29 protein-coding genes are annotated in these 17,388 nt (G+C 68.5%); 28 read left to right on the top strand and 1 reads right to left on the bottom strand.

All coding sequences use genetic code 11. The annotated features are described in order from the left end of the window. Window positions 1-39: 39 nt before the first annotated feature. The 27 genes from rplV to truA all read left to right on the top strand — a co-directional run bounded on the left by rplV (window position 40) and on the right by truA (window position 15,585). Complete coding sequence (gene rplV / locus ACGFIQ_RS13030) at window positions 40-498, top strand: 50S ribosomal protein L22 (protein ID WP_007465297.1); 459 nt, start codon at window positions 40-42, stop codon at window positions 496-498. Next, a complete protein-coding gene (gene rpsC, locus ACGFIQ_RS13025; protein WP_393243142.1) occupies window positions 498-1,367 on the top strand; it encodes a 30S ribosomal protein S3 in 870 nt (289 codons plus the stop codon). Before rplV ends, rpsC begins: the two co-directional genes overlap by 1 nt. A gap of 3 nt (window positions 1,368-1,370) precedes the next feature. Further along, entirely contained in the window at window positions 1,371-1,796 is a 426-nt protein-coding gene (rplP, locus tag ACGFIQ_RS13020) for a 50S ribosomal protein L16 (RefSeq protein ID WP_053653940.1), read from the top strand. Then, a complete protein-coding gene (gene rpmC / locus ACGFIQ_RS13015) occupies window positions 1,796-2,032 on the top strand; it encodes a 50S ribosomal protein L29 (protein WP_007465283.1) in 237 nt (78 codons plus the stop codon). The genes rplP and rpmC overlap by 1 nt, the downstream gene beginning before the upstream one ends. Next, window positions 2,029-2,307 carry a 30S ribosomal protein S17 gene (gene rpsQ, locus ACGFIQ_RS13010; RefSeq protein ID WP_030489590.1) on the top strand — a complete coding sequence of 93 codons (279 nt, stop codon included), beginning with the start codon at window positions 2,029-2,031 and terminating at the stop codon, window positions 2,305-2,307. The genes rpmC and rpsQ overlap by 4 nt, the downstream gene beginning before the upstream one ends. A 97-nt stretch (window positions 2,308-2,404) precedes the next feature. After that, entirely contained in the window at window positions 2,405-2,773 is a 369-nt protein-coding gene (gene rplN, locus ACGFIQ_RS13005) for a 50S ribosomal protein L14 (protein WP_007465279.1), read from the top strand. Continuing rightward, window positions 2,770-3,090: a 50S ribosomal protein L24 gene (gene rplX / locus ACGFIQ_RS13000; RefSeq protein ID WP_172899047.1), complete on the top strand. Its 321-nt coding sequence runs from the start codon at window positions 2,770-2,772 to the stop codon at window positions 3,088-3,090. The genes rplN and rplX overlap by 4 nt, the downstream gene beginning before the upstream one ends. After that, window positions 3,090-3,656, top strand: coding sequence for a 50S ribosomal protein L5 (rplE, locus tag ACGFIQ_RS12995; RefSeq protein WP_110563094.1), 567 nt, complete (start codon window positions 3,090-3,092; stop codon window positions 3,654-3,656). The genes rplX and rplE overlap by 1 nt, the downstream gene beginning before the upstream one ends. A gap of 1 nt (window position 3,657) precedes the next feature. Then, window positions 3,658-3,843, top strand: a complete 186-nt coding sequence (locus ACGFIQ_RS12990; RefSeq protein WP_007465272.1) for a type Z 30S ribosomal protein S14 — start codon at window positions 3,658-3,660, stop codon at window positions 3,841-3,843. Between the two features lie 116 nt (window positions 3,844-3,959). Next, entirely contained in the window at window positions 3,960-4,367 is a 408-nt protein-coding gene (gene rpsH, locus ACGFIQ_RS12985) for a 30S ribosomal protein S8 (protein WP_007465270.1), read from the top strand. A 16-nt stretch (window positions 4,368-4,383) separates the two neighbouring features. Then, window positions 4,384-4,926, top strand: coding sequence for a 50S ribosomal protein L6 (rplF, locus tag ACGFIQ_RS12980; RefSeq protein ID WP_266246314.1), 543 nt, complete (start codon window positions 4,384-4,386; stop codon window positions 4,924-4,926). Further along, window positions 4,923-5,312: a 50S ribosomal protein L18 gene (gene rplR / locus ACGFIQ_RS12975; RefSeq protein WP_151488126.1), complete on the top strand. Its 390-nt coding sequence runs from the start codon at window positions 4,923-4,925 to the stop codon at window positions 5,310-5,312. The genes rplF and rplR overlap by 4 nt, the downstream gene beginning before the upstream one ends. Before the next feature lie 33 nt (window positions 5,313-5,345). After that, window positions 5,346-5,960 (top strand): 30S ribosomal protein S5, encoded by a 615-nt coding sequence (gene rpsE, locus ACGFIQ_RS12970; protein ID WP_007465263.1) that lies wholly within the window; start codon window positions 5,346-5,348, stop codon window positions 5,958-5,960. Further along, window positions 5,960-6,142, top strand: a complete 183-nt coding sequence (gene rpmD, locus ACGFIQ_RS12965; RefSeq protein ID WP_007465262.1) for a 50S ribosomal protein L30 — start codon at window positions 5,960-5,962, stop codon at window positions 6,140-6,142. Before rpsE ends, rpmD begins: the two co-directional genes overlap by 1 nt. Further along, window positions 6,142-6,585, top strand: a complete 444-nt coding sequence (gene rplO, locus ACGFIQ_RS12960; protein WP_357080805.1) for a 50S ribosomal protein L15 — start codon at window positions 6,142-6,144, stop codon at window positions 6,583-6,585. The genes rpmD and rplO overlap by 1 nt, the downstream gene beginning before the upstream one ends. A 233-nt stretch (window positions 6,586-6,818) precedes the next feature. Then, window positions 6,819-8,147 (top strand): preprotein translocase subunit SecY, encoded by a 1,329-nt coding sequence (gene secY, locus ACGFIQ_RS12955; protein WP_393243139.1) that lies wholly within the window; start codon window positions 6,819-6,821, stop codon window positions 8,145-8,147. Beyond that, complete coding sequence (locus ACGFIQ_RS12950; protein WP_007465256.1) at window positions 8,148-8,801, top strand: adenylate kinase; 654 nt, start codon at window positions 8,148-8,150, stop codon at window positions 8,799-8,801. An 87-nt stretch (window positions 8,802-8,888) separates the two neighbouring features. Next, on the top strand, window positions 8,889-9,740 hold the full coding sequence (gene map / locus ACGFIQ_RS12945; protein WP_393243137.1) for a type I methionyl aminopeptidase: 852 nt from the start codon (window positions 8,889-8,891) through the stop codon (window positions 9,738-9,740). Window positions 9,741-9,902: 162 nt separating this feature from the next. Beyond that, on the top strand, window positions 9,903-10,454 hold the full coding sequence (locus ACGFIQ_RS12940) for a DUF1707 domain-containing protein (protein ID WP_393243135.1): 552 nt from the start codon (window positions 9,903-9,905) through the stop codon (window positions 10,452-10,454). Between the two features lie 311 nt (window positions 10,455-10,765). Continuing rightward, complete coding sequence (gene infA / locus ACGFIQ_RS12935) at window positions 10,766-10,987, top strand: translation initiation factor IF-1 (RefSeq protein WP_007073013.1); 222 nt, start codon at window positions 10,766-10,768, stop codon at window positions 10,985-10,987. A gap of 91 nt (window positions 10,988-11,078) precedes the next feature. Beyond that, a complete protein-coding gene (gene rpmJ, locus ACGFIQ_RS12930; protein WP_043965539.1) occupies window positions 11,079-11,192 on the top strand; it encodes a 50S ribosomal protein L36 in 114 nt (37 codons plus the stop codon). A 265-nt stretch (window positions 11,193-11,457) separates the two neighbouring features. Then, the gene (gene rpsM, locus ACGFIQ_RS12925) at window positions 11,458-11,838 is read left to right on the top strand and encodes a 30S ribosomal protein S13 (protein WP_030329917.1); all 381 of its coding nucleotides are present in this window, start codon (window positions 11,458-11,460) and stop codon (window positions 11,836-11,838) included. 87 nt (window positions 11,839-11,925) lie between these two features. After that, window positions 11,926-12,333 carry a 30S ribosomal protein S11 gene (rpsK, locus tag ACGFIQ_RS12920; protein ID WP_030329919.1) on the top strand — a complete coding sequence of 136 codons (408 nt, stop codon included), beginning with the start codon at window positions 11,926-11,928 and terminating at the stop codon, window positions 12,331-12,333. 13 nt (window positions 12,334-12,346) lie between these two features. After that, window positions 12,347-12,973 (top strand): 30S ribosomal protein S4, encoded by a 627-nt coding sequence (gene rpsD / locus ACGFIQ_RS12915; RefSeq protein ID WP_030489600.1) that lies wholly within the window; start codon window positions 12,347-12,349, stop codon window positions 12,971-12,973. A 98-nt stretch (window positions 12,974-13,071) separates the two neighbouring features. Further along, entirely contained in the window at window positions 13,072-14,094 is a 1,023-nt protein-coding gene (locus tag ACGFIQ_RS12910) for a DNA-directed RNA polymerase subunit alpha (RefSeq protein ID WP_007465227.1), read from the top strand. A gap of 34 nt (window positions 14,095-14,128) precedes the next feature. Next, window positions 14,129-14,686 (top strand): 50S ribosomal protein L17, encoded by a 558-nt coding sequence (rplQ, locus tag ACGFIQ_RS12905; protein ID WP_357078696.1) that lies wholly within the window; start codon window positions 14,129-14,131, stop codon window positions 14,684-14,686. 68 nt (window positions 14,687-14,754) lie between these two features. Beyond that, the gene (gene truA / locus ACGFIQ_RS12900; RefSeq protein WP_393243133.1) at window positions 14,755-15,585 is read left to right on the top strand and encodes a tRNA pseudouridine(38-40) synthase TruA; all 831 of its coding nucleotides are present in this window, start codon (window positions 14,755-14,757) and stop codon (window positions 15,583-15,585) included. Window positions 15,586-15,607: 22 nt separating this feature from the next. Here truA and ACGFIQ_RS12895 read toward each other — a convergent pair whose 3' ends face one another. After that, window positions 15,608-16,666 carry a hypothetical protein gene (locus ACGFIQ_RS12895; protein WP_393243132.1) on the bottom strand — a complete coding sequence of 353 codons (1,059 nt, stop codon included), beginning with the start codon at window positions 16,664-16,666 and terminating at the stop codon, window positions 15,608-15,610. Between the two features lie 103 nt (window positions 16,667-16,769). Here ACGFIQ_RS12895 and ACGFIQ_RS12890 point away from each other — a divergent pair, with 103 nt between their 5' ends. After that, entirely contained in the window at window positions 16,770-17,375 is a 606-nt protein-coding gene (locus tag ACGFIQ_RS12890; protein ID WP_393243130.1) for a class I SAM-dependent methyltransferase, read from the top strand. The last annotated feature ends 13 nt before the right edge of the window (window positions 17,376-17,388 follow it).

Below are 17,388 nucleotides of genomic sequence, written 5' to 3'. Positions count from 1 at the left end.
CCGCGGGCATACGGATAGAGGGAACAAGGGGTTACAGCGATGCCAGGAAAGGGCGACGCTCCGGTGCTTCCGGGCGCGCGGGCGGTTGCGCGGCACGTGCGCATCTCGCCGATGAAGGCGCGCCGGGTGGTCAACCTCGTCCGCGGCCTGCCCGCGAAGGAGGCGCTAACGGTGCTGCAGTTCGCGCCGCAGGCTGCGAGCGAGCAGGTGTACAAGGTGCTCGCTAGCGCGATCGCCAACGCGGAGAACAACGAGCGGCTGGACCCCGACGCGCTGCTCGTCAGCGAGGCCTTCGTGGACGAGGGCCCGACGATGAAGCGGTTCCAGCCGCGGGCGCAGGGTCGGGCGTACCGAATCCGCAAGCGCACCTGCCACATCACCGTGGCGGTCGAAGCGGTCGCGCCGGCAGCGCCGAGGAAGGCCGCGGCGAAGAAGGCCGCCCCGGCCACGGAGGCCGCACCGGCCGAAGCGCAGAGCAAGACGGAGGACGCCGAGTAATGGGTCAGAAGGTTCACCCCACTGGGTTCCGGCTCGGCATCTCGACCGACTGGAAGTCCCGCTGGTTCGCAGACAAGCTCTACAAGGACTACATCGGCGAGGATGTCAAGATCCGCCGCATGATGTCCAAGGGCCTCGAGCGTGCCGGGATCTCCAAGGTCGACATCGAGCGCACCCGCGACCGGGTCCGGGTCGACATCCACACCGCCCGGCCGGGCATCGTCATCGGCCGTAAGGGTGCGGAGGCCGACCGGATCCGCGGCGAGCTCGAGAAGCTCACCGGCAAGCAGGTTCAGCTGAACATCATCGAGGTGAAGAACCCCGAGTCGGACGCTCAGCTCGTCGCGCAGGGCGTGGCCGAGCAGCTGTCCAGCCGGGTCAGCTTCCGTCGGGCGATGCGCAAGGCCATGCAGTCGGCGATGAAGAACCCGGTCTGCAAGGGCATCCGGGTTCAGGTCTCGGGTCGCCTCGGCGGCGCCGAGATGAGCCGGACCGAGTTCTACCGTGAGGGCCGGGTTCCGCTGCACACGCTGCGGGCCAACATCGAGTACGGCTTCTTCGAGGCCCGTACCACGTTCGGCCGGATCGGTGTGAAGGTCTGGATCTACAAGGGCGACGCCGTCCCGGGCCGGGAGGCTCCGGCCGAGGCCGGTCCGTCCCGCCCGCGTCGTGGTGAGCGTGGCGACCGTCCCGAGCGTCCGCGTCGTGGCCGGTCGGGTTCGTCCGGCACCACGGCCGGTGGCACCGAGGCCGGGCGGGCTGCTGCGACCACCATCGCGCAGCAGGCCGAGACGCCGAGTGGCGAGCCGGTCGACAGCGCAGCTGTCGCGGTCGCGGCTGCTCCGGCAGAAACGCAGCAGGAGGGCTGACAGATGCTGATGCCGCGCAAGCCCCCGAAGGGCTTCCGCAAGCCGCACCACCCGGACCGCAGTGGCGCGTCCAAGGGTGGTAACCGGGTGGTGTTCGGCGAGTTCGGGATCCAGGCTCTCGAGCCGGCGTACGTGACGAACCGGCAGATCGAGTCGGCACGTATCGCGATGACTCGCCACATCAAGCGTGGTGGCAAGGTCTGGATCACGATCTTCCCGGACCAGGCCCTCACCAAGAAGCCTGCCGAGACCCGGATGGGTTCCGGTAAGGGTTCGCCCGAGTGGTGGGTCGCCAACGTCAAGCCGGGGCGGGTTCTCTTCGAGATGTCCTTCCCCAACGAGCAGACCGCGCGAGAGGCCATGCGTCGCGCGATCCACAAGCTCCCGATGAAGTGCCGCATTGTTACGCGCGAAGTGGGTGAATCCTGATGGCAGCGGGCGTTAAGGCGACCGAGCTGCGTGAGCTCTCCGAAGAGGAGCTGGTCACGAAGCTGCGGGAGGCCAAGGCGGAGCTGTTCAACCTCCGCGTGCAGGCCGCAACCGGGCAGCTGGACAACAACCGGCGGTTGCAGGTCATCCGTCGGGAGATCGCCCGGATCTACACGATCATGCGTGAGCGCGAGCTGGGGCTCTCGGCCGCGCCGACTGAGGTGACTGCATCATGACCGAAGAGACCGCCACCGCCGCCGCGCGGTCGCGCCGCAAGGTCCGCGAGGGCCTGGTGATCAGCGACAAGATGGACAAGACCGTCGTCGTCGAGGTCGAGGACCGGGTTCGGCACGCGCTGTACGGCAAGATCATGCGCCGTACGGCCAAGCTGAAGGTGCACGACGAGCAGAACGCCGCTGGCACCGGTGACCGGGTTCTCATCATGGAGACCCGGCCGCTGAGCGCCACGAAGCGTTGGCGGATCGTGGAGATCCTGGAAAAGGCCAAGTAGCGAAGGCTCGAGCTCGCCCGGCGTTGCGTCGGGCGTAGGTTCCGCCAGGCTCCGGCCGCTACGGCGGCCGGAGAACCGGCAGACATAGGAGATAGACGTGATTCAGCAGGAGTCGCGACTGCGCGTCGCCGACAACACGGGTGCCCGGGAGATCCTGTGCATCCGGGTTCTCGGTGGCTCGGGTCGGCGCTACGCGAGCATCGGCGACGTCATCGTGGCCACGGTCAAGGACGCCATCCCGGGTGCCGGTGTGAAGAAGGGCGACGTCGTCAAGGCTGTCGTCGTTCGCACGGCCAAGGAGAGGCGTCGGCCGGACGGCTCGTACATCCGCTTCGACGAGAACGCCGCCGTCATCATCAAGGACGGCGGGGACCCGCGTGGTACCCGTATCTTCGGCCCGGTGGGTCGGGAGCTGCGGGACAAGCGGTTCATGAAGATTATTTCCCTCGCGCCGGAGGTGTTGTGACCGTGAAGGTCAAGAAGGGCGACACGGTCGTCGTCATCGCCGGCAAGGACAAGGGTGCCAAGGGCAAGGTCATTCAGGCCTACCCGCGGCAGGACAAGGTCCTGGTCGAGGGCGTGAACCGGGTCAAGAAGCACACCCGCATCAGCACCACCCAGCGTGGCGCCAAGACCGGCGGCATCGTCACTCAGGAGGCCCCGATCCACGTCTCGAACGTGCAGGTCCTGGACTCCGACGGCAAGCCGACCCGCGTCGGTTACCGGATCGACGACAACGGCCAGAAGGTCCGCATCGCGCGTAGCACCGGTAAGGACCTGTGATGACCACGGCTACCGAAAAGACCCTGCCGCGCCTCAAGGAGCGGTACCGCAACGAGATCGTGGCCCAGCTGCGCGAGCAGCGCAGCTACGGCAACCCCATGCAGGTGCCGCGGCTGGTCAAGATCGTCGTCAACATGGGTGTCGGCGAGGCTGCTCGCGACGCCAAGCTGATCGACGGCGCGGTCCGCGACCTCGCCACGATCACCGGCCAGAAGCCGCAGGTGCGGCGGGCGACCAAGTCCATCGCGCAGTTCAAGCTGCGCGAGGGCATGCCGATCGGTGCGAAGGTGACCCTTCGTGGCGACCGGATGTGGGAGTTCCTGGACCGGCTGCTGTCCATCTCGCTGCCGCGTATCCGCGACTTCCGCGGTCTGGACGGGCGCAAGCTGGACGGGCACGGCAACTACACGTTCGGTCTGACCGAGCAGTCGGTGTTCCACGAGATCGACCAGGACCGGATCGATCGCCAGCGGGGCATGGACATCACGGTGGTCACGACCGCCACGACCGACGACGAGGGCCGGGCGCTGCTCAAGCTCCTGGGCTTCCCGTTCAAGGAGAACTGAGATGGCCAAGAAGGCGCTGATCATCAAGGCGGCCGCGAAGCCGAAGTTCTCGGTTCGCGCGTACACCCGCTGCCAGCGGTGCGGGCGTCCGAAGGCGGTCTACCGCAAGTTCGGGCTCTGCCGGGTCTGCATCCGGGAGATGGCTCACCGCGGTGAGCTGCCGGGCGTGTCCAAGGCTTCCTGGTAAGGGCGACCGCGTCCCGGCCGTCGGCCGGGAACTCCTGCACCGATTAGGTATTGCTCTTCGCCGTAGGCCCGGGGCTGATGCCCCGGGAACCCCGGCGAGAAAGGCTGACGAAATCCATGACGATGACCGACCCGATCGCAGACATGCTCACGCGTCTGCGTAACGCCAACCAGGCGTACCACGATCAGGTGAAGATGCCCTACTCCAAGATCAAGGCGAACATCGCCGAGGTCCTGAAGGCCGAGGGTTACATCGCCACCTGGTCGGTCGAGGAGCCCGAGGAGGGTGCCGTCGGCAAGCGACTGGTCGTCGAGCTGAAGTACGGCCAGAACCGCGAGCGGAGCCTGGCCGGCATCAAGCGCGTGTCCAAGCCCGGTCTCCGGGTGTACGCCAAGTCGGACGGGCTCCCGCGGGTGCTCGGTGGGCTGGGCGTGGCGATCATTTCGACGTCCCAGGGGCTGCTGACCGACCGGCAGGCCCGCAAGCGGAGTGTTGGCGGGGAAGTCCTCGCCTTCGTCTGGTAACGGGAGACTGGTAGAAATGTCGCGAATTGGACGTAAGTCGATCCCGGTACCAGCCGGCGTCGACATCACGATCGACGGGCAGACCGTCAAGGTCAAGGGCCCCAAGGGCCAGCTTGAGCACACCCTCGCCGAGCCGATCACGGTCGAGCGGGCCGAGGATGGGCAGCTCAACGTCAACCGGCCGAACGACGAGCGCAAGGCCAAGGAACTCCACGGCCTGAGCCGTACGCTGGTTGCCAACATGATCGTCGGGGTCACCGAGGGCTACCGCAAGAGCCTGGAGATCGCCGGCACCGGTTACCGGGTCACCGCCAAGGGTTCGGACCTCGAGTTCGCGCTCGGGTTCTCGCACCCGGTGGTCGTCCCCGCCCCGGCGGGCATCACCTTCACGGTGGAGCGGCCGACCCTGTTCCACGTGGCTGGCATCGACAAGCAGCAGGTCGGTGAGGTCGCCGCCAACATCCGGAAGATCCGCCCGCCGGAGCCCTACAAGGGCAAGGGCGTGAAGTACCAGGGCGAGGTCATCCGCCGCAAGGCCGGAAAGGCAGGTAAGAAGTGAGCGCCACGCTGCTCAAGCGCCGCCGCGGCGTCGCCGCCAAGCGCGCCGTTGGGCGTGCGCGTCGGCACTTCCGCGTCCGCAAGAACGTCAGCGGTACGTCCGAGCGTCCGCGCCTGGTCGTCACCCGTTCGCTGCGGCACATGGTCGCCCAGATCGTCGACGACACCAAGGGCCACACCCTGGCGTCGGCGTCGACCCTGGACGCCTCGCTGCGCGGTGCGGAGGGCGACAAGAGTGCCCTCGCCGGCAAGGTGGGCGCGCTGCTCGCCGAGCGGGCCAAGGCCGCCGGCGTCTCCAAGGTCGTCTTCGACCGCGGCGGCAACCGGTACGCGGGGCGAGTCGCCGCGCTTGCCGACGCCGCCCGCGAAGCCGGGCTCGAGTTCTAACAACCCCGTCACGAGAGATAAGGAAGGCTGCTGATGCCAGGTCAACAGCGCCGTGGCGGCGGGTCCGGTGGCAACGAGGGTGGTCGCCGCGACAACCGCCGTGAGGGCGGCCGCGGAAACGCGCCCGTCGAGAAGACCCCGCACCTTGAGCGGGTCGTCGCGATCAACCGCGTCGCCAAGGTCGTGAAGGGTGGTCGTCGCTTCAGCTTCACCGCCCTGGTGATCGTGGGCGACGGCGACGGCACGGTCGGCGTGGGCTACGGAAAGGCCAAGGAGGTGCCCGCGGCCATCGCCAAGGGTGTCGAGGAGGCCAAGAAGCACTTCTTCAAGGTTCCGCGGATCGGTCAGTCGATCCCGCACCCGGTGACGGGTGAGGACGCCGCTGGCGTCGTGCTGCTCAAGCCGGCCTCGGCCGGTACGGGTGTCATCGCCGGTGGTCCGGTGCGCGCCGTGCTGGAGTGCGCCGGGATCCACGACGTGCTCTCGAAGAGCCTCGGCTCCTCGAACCCGATCAACATCGTGCACGCCACCGTGGCGGCCCTGAAGGGGCTTGAGTCCCCCGAGCAGGTCGCGGCGCGTCGTGGCCTGCCGGTGGAGGACGTCGCGCCGGCCGCCATGCTGGCGTCGCGTGCGGGGGTGGCGCGCTGATGGCACGCCTGAAGGTCACCCAGCTCCGGTCCGGTATCGGGACCAAGCACAACCAGCGTGAGTCGCTGCGTTCGCTCGGTCTCAAGCGGATCAACGACGTGGTGGTCAAGGAGGACCGGCCCGAGATCCGCGGCATGATCTTCACTGTGAGCCACCTCGTGAAGGTCGAGGAGGTCGAGTAATGACGATCAAGGTGCATCACCTGCGCCCGGCGCCCGGTTCCAAGACCGCGAAGACCCGTGTGGGTCGCGGTGAGGGTTCCAAGGGCAAGACCGCTGGTCGCGGTACCAAGGGCTCCAAGGCCCGTAAGAACATCTCGGCGGCGTTCGAGGGTGGGCAGATGCCCATCCACATGCGCCTGCCGAAGATGAAGGGCTTCAAGAACAGGTTCAAGGTGGTCTTCCAGGTGGTCAACCTGGACCGACTGGCTGAGCTGTTCCCGAATGGTGGTCAGGTCGGCCCGCTGGAGCTCGTCGAGTCCGGCGCGGTCCGCAAGGGTCACCCGGTCAAGGTCCTCGGCACCGGGGACCTCGGCGGTGTGTCGCTCCAGGTGTCCGCGCACGCGTTCAGTGCGTCGGCCAAGGAGAAGATCGCTGCTGCCGGCGGCTCCGCCACCGAGCTGTAAGGCGTACGACCCATGGCGCCCGTCCAGTTGTGAGTAACTGGCGGGCGCCATGGTCTGCCTGGGCTTCGTGCACCCGGTAATATCGGAATCGATTTATGTAGTCGGGCACATCTGCCCGGACCGGGGTGGGGCTGTTAGAGTCCCATCCCAGCCATGGATTGCGGGCACTCGCCCGTGATCCACCCCCACCCGCCAGGGTTCACCGGCGGCCCGCCTCGCGCAGGAGGAAGAAGTTGCTGTCCGCCTTTCTCAGTGCGTTCCGTACGCCTGACCTGCGCAAGAAGCTGCTGTTCACAGTAGGCATCATCGCGGTCTACCGGCTGGGTGCGACGCTCCCCAGCCCGGGCGTCTCGTACGGCAACGTGCAGAAGTGCCTCGACTCCATCTCGGGTGACACGACGGGCCCGCTGAATCTGCTCAACCTCTTCTCCGGCGGGGCGCTGCTCCAGCTCTCGGTCTTCGCGCTGGGCATCATGCCCTACATCACCGCGTCGATCATCCTGCAGCTGCTGACCGTCGTGATCCCGCGCCTGGAGCAGCTCCGCAAGGAGGGCCAGGCCGGTCAGGCGAAGATCACGCAGTACACCCGCTACCTGACTCTCGGTCTCGGTGTGCTGCAGGCCTCGGCGTTCGTGGCGCTGGCCCGCTCGGGGCAGCTGTTCCAGAACCGCTGCGACCAGTTCCCGATCATCCCGACCGGCACCGGCATCCCGGACTGGCTGACCCTGACCATCCTGGTCATCACGATGACCGCCGGCACCGGCATGGTCATGTGGCTCGGTGAGCTGATCACCGACCGGGGCGTCGGCAACGGCATGTCCGTCCTGATCTTCACCTCGATCGCCGCTCGGCTGCCCGGCGAGGGCTGGAACATCAAGCAGAGCCAGGGCTGGGGCAAGTTCGCCCTGGTCATCGCGCTGGTCCTGGTGGTCATCACCGCTGTCACCTTCATCGAGCAGGCACAGCGTCGGATTCCGGTGCAGTACGCCAAGCGGATGATCGGCCGACGGATGTACGGCGGCACGTCGACGTACATCCCGCTGAAGGTCAACCAGGCGGGTGTCATCCCGGTCATCTTCGGCTCGTCGCTGCTCTACCTGCCGCAGTTGGCTCTGCAGTTCTTCGACCAGAACGACCCGGGCAAGACCCAGGCGTGGATCCAGAACAACCTGGTCAACCCGAGTAGCCCGATCTACATCGCGGTCTACTTCCTGCTGATCATTTTCTTCACGTACTTCTACGTCTCGATCACGTTCAACCCGACCGAGGTCGCGGACAACATGAAGAAGTACGGCGGGTTCGTCCCGGGCATCCGCCCGGGCAAGCCGACCGCCGACTACCTGGACTTCATCCTCAGCCGGATCACCCTGCCGGGAGCGCTCTACCTCGGCATCATCTCGATCCTGCCGAACTTCTTCTTCATCTGGCTGGACGACCAGCAGTACCAGAACTTCCCGTTCGGTGGCACCGCTGTGCTCATCATGGTCGGCGTCGGTCTGGAGACCGTGAAGCAGATCGAGAGCCAACTCATGCAGCGGAACTACGAAGGGTTCCTGCGGTAGATGAGACTCGTTCTGGTTGGCCCGCCGGGTGCGGGTAAGGGCACGCAGGCAGAGTTCGTCGCCGCGCACCTGTCGGTACCCAAGATCTCGACCGGAGACATCTTCCGCTCGAACGTCACCCAGGGCACGCCGCTCGGCGTCGAGGCGAAGCGGTACATGGACGCAGGCGAGCTGGTTCCGGACGAGGTCACCATCAACATGGTCCGGGACCGGCTGGCCGAGCCCGACGCCAGCGAGGGCTTCCTGCTCGACGGTTTCCCGCGGACCACTCCGCAGGCGGCCGCCCTGGACAAGCTCCTCGCCGACCTGGGCACCGCGCTGGATCTGGTCCTGGAGCTGGTGGTCGACGACGACGAGGTGATCCGGCGGCTCTCCGGTCGGCGCACCTGTCGGGGCTGCGGCAAGATCTGGCACGTCGAGTTCGACGCCACCACCCGGCCGGGCATCTGCGACAGGTGTGGCGCCGAGCTGTTCCAGCGCGACGACGACAAGCCGGAGACGATCGCCACCCGGCTTCGTGAGTACAGCGAGAAGACCGCGCCCCTGGTCGACTACTACGGCGCCCAGGGCAAGCTGGTCGGGATCGACGCCACCGGCCCGGTGGAGGACGTCACCACCCGGGCCATCGACGCACTGCGGTCGTACGGCGGCTGAGGTCCCGCCGGACCACGGCGGATAGAGTGCGAACAGCGGGGTACGCCTGACGTGCCCCGCTGTTCGGCAACGAAAGGTAATCGCTCCATGCGTCGTCCCCAGCTGGACATCCAGCTGAAGACCCCGGACCAGATCGAGAAGATGCGGGCCGCCGGGCTGGTGGTGGCCGAGGCGCTTCGCCGCATGCGGGAGGCCGTAGCCCCCGGTGTGAGCACCGCCGATCTGGACGCCATCGCCGAGTCGACAATCCGCGAGGCGGGTGGTGTCCCGTCGTTCAAGGGCTACCACGGTTTTCCGGCGTCGATCTGCTCCTCGGTCAACGAGCAGATCGTGCACGCCATCCCGTCGCCGGGGCAGGTGCTCCAGGCCGGTGATCTGATCTCCATCGACTGCGGTGCGGTGCTGGACGGGTGGCACGGCGACTCCGCCATCACCGTCGGGGTCGGCGACGTCGACCCGGCACTGCTGAAGATGGCCGAGGTCGCCGAGGACGCGATGTGGGCCGGCATCGCCGCCGCCGCCCGCGGTGCGGCCAGCGGCAAGGGCCGACTCACCGACATCTCGCACGCGGTGGAGACGGCTGTCCGTAAGGGCGGCCGGTACGGCATCGTCGACGGCTACGGCGGGCACGGCATCGGCACCGAGATGCACCAGGACCCGCACGTGCTCAACCACGGCCGGCCCGGCAAGGGCCCGCGACTGGTCCCCGGCATGGCGTTGGCCATCGAGCCGATGATCACGATGGCGTCCCCGCGTACCGTCGAGTTGGCCGACGGTTGGACGGTCGTCACCCGGGACGGCTCGGTGGCCGCGCACGTCGAGCACTCGATGGCCCTGCTGCCCGACGGCGTCTGGGTGCTCACGGCCTTCGACGGCGGCCGCGCCCGGCTGGGCGACCTGGTGACCGCCCGTCAACCAGCAGCCTCAGCCGCCCCCTAACCCCCAACCCACCCCACCCATCGGCCCCGCCCACCCACCCCCTCGCCGCGCGTTGATCATGGGGTTGTCGTCGTGACACGCCGGAGACGGTGGCGATAACGTCATGATCGACCGGATTCCCGGGTAGGCCGTGAGTTGCGCAGCGGTGGCATGCTTGCCGGCATGGACGGGCGTGACGGGATGCGGGCCGCGGACGCGGACCGTGCGGTGGTTGCCGACCGGTTGCGGGTTGCCCTCGACGAGGGCCGGTTGGATCTGCACGAGTACGACGAGCGGTTGCAGCGGGCCTACGCGGCGCGCACGTACGCCGACCTGGAGGCCCTGCTCACCGACCTGCCCCCGGTGGCGCCGGCGCAGCGGTCGGGCCTGGCACCGGCCACCGGGCCGACGGTGAGCCTGCTGGGTGACCAACTCGGCCCGGCCTCCACCAGGGGCGCCACGGCCCGCTGGTTGGCCGAGGTGTGGTTCCCGTACCTGCCGGTGATCGCCATCGTGGTGGCCATCTGGGCGGTGACGTCGCTGTTCAGCCGGGATCTGCTCTACTTCTGGCCGGGCTGGGTGGCGGGGCCCTGGGGCGCGGTGCTCGTGGTCCGCACGGTCTCCGGGCTGGCCGCCAAAGAGCCCCAGCGTCAGGCCATCAAGCGCCAACGCCGCCGAGAGCGCAAGAAAGCAAAGCGCGCCACCAAACCAGACAACCCCCCACCAACCCCCTAGCCCCCACCCACCCCGTTGATCATGAAGTTATCGCCACCGGTGCCGGCGTGTCGTGACAACAACGTCATGATCAACGGGGTGGGGACGGGGCCGTTTGGGGCGCCGCACCGGGGGGTGGGTGGCCGGTTTGGCGGCGGAGCGCAGGTCGGCGTACACTTTCAGATCGGCGCACAGCGTCCACTCCGGCATGCCCACCCTGCGCTTCGGTGGGAGCTGGAGCCGCGGCTGGCGCGGTCTTCTGATTCTGATCAGATTTCCGTGTAAGACGTTGTGGGCCGCCCGGAGCAATCGACGTCAGGACAGCGGAGGACATGCCGAAAAAAGACGGAGCCATTGAGATCGAGGGTCGGGTCATCGAGCCCCTGCCGAACGCCATGTTCCGGGTGGAGCTCGCGAACGGCCACAAGGTGTTGGCTCACATCAGCGGCAAGATGCGGCAGCACTACATCCGCATCCTTCCGGAGGACCGGGTCGTCGTCGAACTCTCGCCGTACGACCTGACCCGCGGGCGCATCGTCTACCGCTACAAGTAGTCCTGACGACGGCCGGGAAGTCCCGTGTCCGTCTTCGACGTCCGGTCTCGCGCATCGCGCGTCCCCGGGCCAGATGGGAAGTAAGGCAACCGTGAAGGTCAAGCCGAGCGTCAAGAGGATCTGCAACAAGTGCCGGGTTATCCGCCGGCACGGCCGGGTCATGGTCATCTGCAGCGACCCGCGCCACAAGCAGCGCCAGGGCTGACTCAGCCCGTCCGGCCGTAACCGGCCGGGTGGCGTTGGTCCGGGCAGATCCCCAGCGACACACACATCACACATGCTCGTCCCAGCCGCGAGTGGTACGCGAGTCGTACTCCTGCGTGGCTGACCCCCGGTCGGAGGCCGGGGCCCGCTCGGGCAGCGACCGATCCCGGTCGCCGGCGCTCACGGCGTCGGAAAGACGGGACGGCCGGTAGCGGGGTGGGACGGGTCCACACCTCCGCCACACATCACGAGGAGTACGCCCGCACATGGCACGTCTAGTCGGCGTGGATCTCCCCCGCGAGAAGCGGTTGGAGATCGCGCTCACCTACATCTTCGGGGTCGGTCGTACCCGCGCCCTGGAGACACTCGCCGCCACCGGCATCTCGCCGGACAAGCGCGCTCGGGACCTCACGGACGAGGAGCTCGTGCAGCTCCGCGACCACATCGAGGGCAACTACAAGGTTGAAGGCGACCTGCGCCGCGAGGTCGCCGCTGACATCCGCCGCAAGGTTGAGATCGGCTGCTACGCCGGCATCCGGCACCGCCGGGGCCTGCCCGTGCGTGGCCAGCGGACCAAGACCAACGCACGGACCCGTAAGGGCCCGAAGCGGACCGTCGCCGGCAAGAAGAAGCCCGGCAAGAAGTAGTTCTTGACCGGATGACGGGGTCGGCCGCCGCCGAGGCGGGTCAGGCCGCAACCCGATCCGGAAAGTCAACTAGGAGCGCACAGACTTATGCCACCGAAGGCTCGTGCCGGAGCCGCTGTAAAGAAGGTCCGGCGCAAGGAACGCAAGAACGTCGCCCACGGGCAGGCGCACATCAAGAGCACGTTCAACAACACCATCGTGTCCATCACGGACCCGACCGGTGCGGTCATCTCCTGGGCCTCCGCTGGCCAGGTGGGCTTCAAGGGCTCCCGCAAGTCGACTCCGTTCGCCGCGCAGCTGGCCGCCGAGGCTGCCGCGCGTCGCGCCATGGAGCACGGCATGCGCAAGGTCGACGTGTTCGTCAAGGGCCCCGGCTCCGGCCGGGAGACCGCCATCCGTTCGCTGCAGGCCGTGGGCCTCGAGGTCGGCCAGATCGCCGACGTCACCCCGCAGCCGCACAACGGATGTCGTCCGCCGAAGCGTCGCCGGGTCTGAGAGGTAGAGAGAGATGGCTCGTTACACCGGTGCAGACTGCCGCCGTTGCCGGCGGGAGAAGATGAAGCTGTTCCTCAAGGGCAGCAAGTGCGATGGTCCGAAGTGCCCGTTCGAGTCCCGGCCGTTCCCGCCCGGGCAGCACGGCCGCGGCCGCACCAAGGAGACGGAGTACCTGCTCCAGCTCCGTGAGAAGCAGAAGGCCCGTCGGGTTTACGGCGTGCTGGAGAAGCAGTTCCGCGGTTACTACGAGGAAGCCGTTGGCAAGCAGGCCAAGACCGGTGAGGTCCTCCTGCAGATCCTCGAGTCGCGGCTGGACAACGTCGTTTACCGGGCCGGCTACGCCCACTCGCGGGACATGGCCCGCCAGCTGGTCAAGCACGGTCACTTCACGGTGAACGGCAAGAAGGTCGACATCCCGTCGTACCGCGTCAAGGAGCACGACATCATCGAGGTTCGGGGCAAGAGCAAGGAGCTCACCCCGTTCATCGTCGCGCAGGCTCAGGCCGGCTCGAAGACGGTTCCGGCGTGGCTTGAGGCCATCCCGAGCCAGATGAAGGTGCTCGTGCACTCCCTCCCGGCCCGGCAGGTCATCGACACGCAGGTCCAGGAGCAGTTGATCGTCGAGCTCTACTCCAAGTAGTCCGAGCTCGTTCGGTGGCCCGCCCCTCGGGGCGGGCCACCGGAACAGTTTGTGTCGTGGGCGTCAAATAGCGGGCGCCCCGGAAGAGAAGAGAAAAGATGCTCATCAGCCAGCGACCCTCCCTCTCCGAGGAGTCGATCAACGAGACCCGGTCCCGGTTCGCCATCGAGCCGCTGGAGCCGGGCTTCGGCTACACCCTGGGTAACTCGCTGCGGCGTACGCTGCTGTCGTCGATCCCGGGCGCGGCCGTCACCTCGATCAAGATCGACGGTGTGCTGCACGAGTTCACCACGATCCCCGGTGTCAAGGAGGACGTGGTCGAGCTCGTCATGAACATCAAGGAGCTGTGCGTCAGCTCCGAGCACGACGAGCCGGTCAGCATGTACCTGCGCAAGCAGGGCCCGGGCGACGTGACCGCGGGCGACATCCAGCCCCCGGCCGGCGTCTCGGTGCACAACCCGGATCTCAAGCTCGCCACCCTCAACGGCAAGGGCCGGCTCGACATGGAGCTGACCGTCGAGCGGGGCCGGGGCTACGTGACGGCGGCACAGAACAAGCAGTCCGGCGCCGAGATCGGCCGGATCCCGGTCGACTCGATCTACTCGCCGGTGCTGAAGGTGACGTACCGCGTCGAGGCGACCCGTGTCGAGCAGCGCACCGACTTCGACCGGCTGATCATCGACGTCGAGACCAAGCCGTCGATGGGTCCGCGTACCGCGCTGGCCTCCGCCGGTTCGACGCTCGTGGAGCTGTTCGGGCTGGCCCGGGAGCTGGACGAGACCGCCGAGGGCATCGACATCGGGCCGTCCCCGCAGGACGCCCAGCTGGCGGCGGACCTCGCTCTGCCGATCGAGGAGCTGGACCTCACCGTCCGCTCCTACAACTGCCTCAAGCGCGAGGGCATCAACTCCGTTGGTGAGCTCATCGGGCGTACCGAGGCCGACCTCCTCGACATTCGCAACTTCGGTCAGAAGTCGATCGACGAGGTCAAGATGAAGCTCGCCGGGATGGGTCTCGGGCTGAAGGACTCGGCTCCGAACTTCGACCCGGCGCACGTCGTGGACACCTTCGGCGAGGCCGACTACGACACCGACGACTACCGCGAGACCGAGCAGCTCTAGTCCGCGCTGCCGCCACAACTGAGGAGCACCAAAAATGCCCACGCCCACCAAGGGCCCCCGCCTCGGCGGCAGCCCCTCGCACGAGCGGCTGATGCTGGCCAACCTGGCGACCGCGCTGTTCCAGCACGGGAAGATCCAGACCACCGAGACGAAGGCCCGGCGGCTGCGCCCGCTGGCCGAGCAGCTCATCACCAAGGCCAAGCGCGGTGACCTCGCCTCGCGGCGTCGGGTGCTGGGTGTCGTCAAGGACAAGGACGTGGTCTACGCCCTGTTCGACCAGATCGCGCCTCGGTACTCCAACCGCCCCGGCGGTTACACCCGGATCGTGAAGACCGGTCCGCGCAAGGGTGACAACGCGCCGATGGCCATCATCGAGCTGGTGGAGGAGCTTCAGGTCGCCGAGCCGAAGGTGAACAAGAAGACCGCCGCCCGCAAGGCCGCGCAGCAGGACAAGGTCGAGGCGCTCGCCCCGGCCGACGAGGCTCCGCAGTCGGCGCAGACCGACCAGGACTCCGAGGCGCCGGTGTCGGCGTCCGGTGACACCGACGCCGCCCGCGAGGACAGCGACGAGGCCACCGAGAACAAGGCCTGATCAAGGGCAACGTCGGGCCCGGCACCCCCATCGGGGTGCCGGGCCCGACCCATGACAGGAGGTACGAGGTGGACGAGCGGATCCGGCTGCGGCTGGACGTCTCGTACGACGGCACGGGCTTCTCCGGCTGGGCACCCCAGCCGACGCGGCGCACCGTCGCGGGGGTGCTCGTCGAGACCCTGGACCTGATCCTCGGTGCCGGTGCGGTCACCGGGCTGACGGTCGCCGGTCGCACCGACGCGGGTGTGCACGCCACCGGGCAGGTCTGCCACCTGGACCTACCCGTCGACGTGTGGCGGGAGCACGAGGGGCGACTGCTGCGCCGCCTGGCCCGGCTGCTCCCCACCGACGTCCGCGTACGCGCGATGACCGAGGTGCCGGCCGACTTCGACGCCCGGTTCTCGGCCACCTTTCGCCGCTACGAGTACCGGGTCACCGATGCGCCCTTCGGCGCGGAGCCACTGCGCCGGCACGAGGTGCTGGCGTGGCCGAAGCCGCTCGACCTGGCCGCACTGAACGCCGCCGCGAGCGGCCTGGTCGGCGAGCACGACTTCGCCGCGTACTGCCGGCGCAAGGAGAACGCGACCACCTTGCGCGAGGTGACCCGGCTGGACTGGCGTCGCGACCCGGACGGCATCCTGGTCGCCACCGTGCAGGCCGACGCGTTCTGCCAGGCGATGGTGCGCAGCCTGGTGGGGGCGATGCTGGTGGCCGGGGACGGCCGCCGCCCGGTCGAGTGGCCGGGCAGCCTGCTCACCCGACAGGACCGCTCCAGCGAGGTGACTGTGGCTCCCGCGCGTGGGCTGACCCTGGTCGCCGTCGGCTACCCCGCCGATCCGACCGAGTACGCGCGCCGCGCCGACCTCACCCGTCGACTGCGGGTCCCGATCGAGGGTTGACCGCCGGCCGGGTGCCGGAGGCTCACTCGCCGGGCAGACCGCCGTCGTCGCCGCTGGCGGAGGATTCCGGCGTCGGCTGGGCGGCGGTGCCCCCCTCGGCACGCTGTTGCAGAACGCCCCGGCTGAGGTGCAGTTCGAGCATGTCGAACAGGATCTCGCGGACCGTGGCGTCGCCCGCCTTGATCGTCGCCCCGTCCTCGCGGACCACAAGCGCGTACGCCACGTAGTGGCCGCGTACCTGCCAACCGACCCGGGCGGGGGCGCTGCTCAGCACGTCGGTGCCGGCACCGGCGGCGAGGCCACGGAAGCGGCCCTTCCGCTCGTCGAGGAGGGGGCGGATCCGGTCCCGGGCCCGTTCCGCGCTGACCTTGTCGGTCAGGTTGAACAATCCGGCGGTGACCAGGTGGTCGCCATTCGGCGTACGCAGCGTGGCCCGGACGACCTGGTTGCAGCCGAGGAGGGCCAGCAGGTCGGCGACCTCGCCGGTGGCGGCGACGGCGCAACTGCCGCTGGACTGGGTCTTGAGCACCTGGTAGCTCGGCTGGCCGGCGGTGAGCGTCAGCTCCTTGCCGGGGAAGAGTTCCTTGGCGGTGAGCGGGGCCCGGTCGGATTCTCGGGAGTCGAGGGCCAGCCGCTCCGGCGTCGCGGACGTCGGTGCGCCGGTCGGCTGGGATGTGGGGCTGGCCGCGGGTTGCTCGTTGCGGTCGATCAACGCGGCGGCGCCGAGGCCGCAGAGTGCGAGCAGCACCAGGACGGCCGCGCCGCCGACAACCACCTGCCACAGCCGGCCACCGCCGCGTCGGGAGCTGGGCTCCGACGCCGTGGCCGAGGTGTAGACCTGGCTGCGGGACGCGGCAGACGGAACGTCGACACGGGTCGGCGGCGCAACGTCGGCACGGGTCGGCGGCGACTGCGTCGACGGCAGGGAGAGCTGGTTCGGTCGGGGCAGCGACGGCGCGGGGAAGCGTGACGGAGAGGGCCCGGCCGGCGGGGGCGGACCGGCGCCGAACACCGACAGATCGGACCCGGGCTCCGGGTACTCCTCGAAAGCGTCCTCATCGGACTCGTACCGATACACCATGTGGCCCAGAGTAGGAGCGATTGTCCCTTTAGGGGGTAATATCGGGGAAATGTGCGCGTGGGCCGTGTCCTGGCCGCCCCAGGTCGGTGCGAGAATTGCCGGCGTGACCGGCGACCACTACTTCACCGCTCGACCCGCCAGCGACGCTCCGCCGCGCGAGGTCGAGTTCTCCGTCGCCGACCGCGACTACCGGCTCGTCTCCGCCGGCGGCGTGTTCTCCGCCAGTCGGCTCGACCCGGGCACCGCGGTGCTCCTGCGCAAGGCCGACCTGCCCGCCGCCGACACCGCCGGTGACCTGCTCGACCTCGGCTGCGGGTTCGGCCCGATCGCGTGCGTGCTGGCCGACCTGGCACCGGCGAGCACCGTCTGGGCGGTCGACGTCAACGCCCGTGCCCGCGAGCTGACCGCCGCCAACGCGGCCAGGGTCGACGCGGCCGACCGGGTCCGGGTCCACGCGCCGGACGACGTGCCGGCGGACCTCCGGTTCGCCCAGATCTGGTCCAACCCGCCCATTCGGATCGGCAAGGACGAGCTGCACGAGCTGCTGCTGCGCTGGCTGCCCCGACTCGCACCGGGCGGCGTCGGCTGGCTGGTCGTCGCCCGGCACCTCGGTGGCGACTCGCTGCAACGCTGGCTCACCGAGCAGGGCTGGCAGGTCGAGCGGTACGCCAGCCAGAAGGGCTTCCGGGTGCTGCGGGTCACCCGGTAATTGGATGTCCCTC

Origin of the sequence: Micromonospora sp. NPDC048898 (assembly GCF_043198035.1) — a bacterium.
Classification (GTDB): Bacteria; Actinomycetota; Actinomycetes; order Mycobacteriales; family Micromonosporaceae; genus Micromonospora.
Note: the sequence above shows the minus strand (reverse complement) of the source record. Positions and strands in the feature narration are given on the sequence as shown.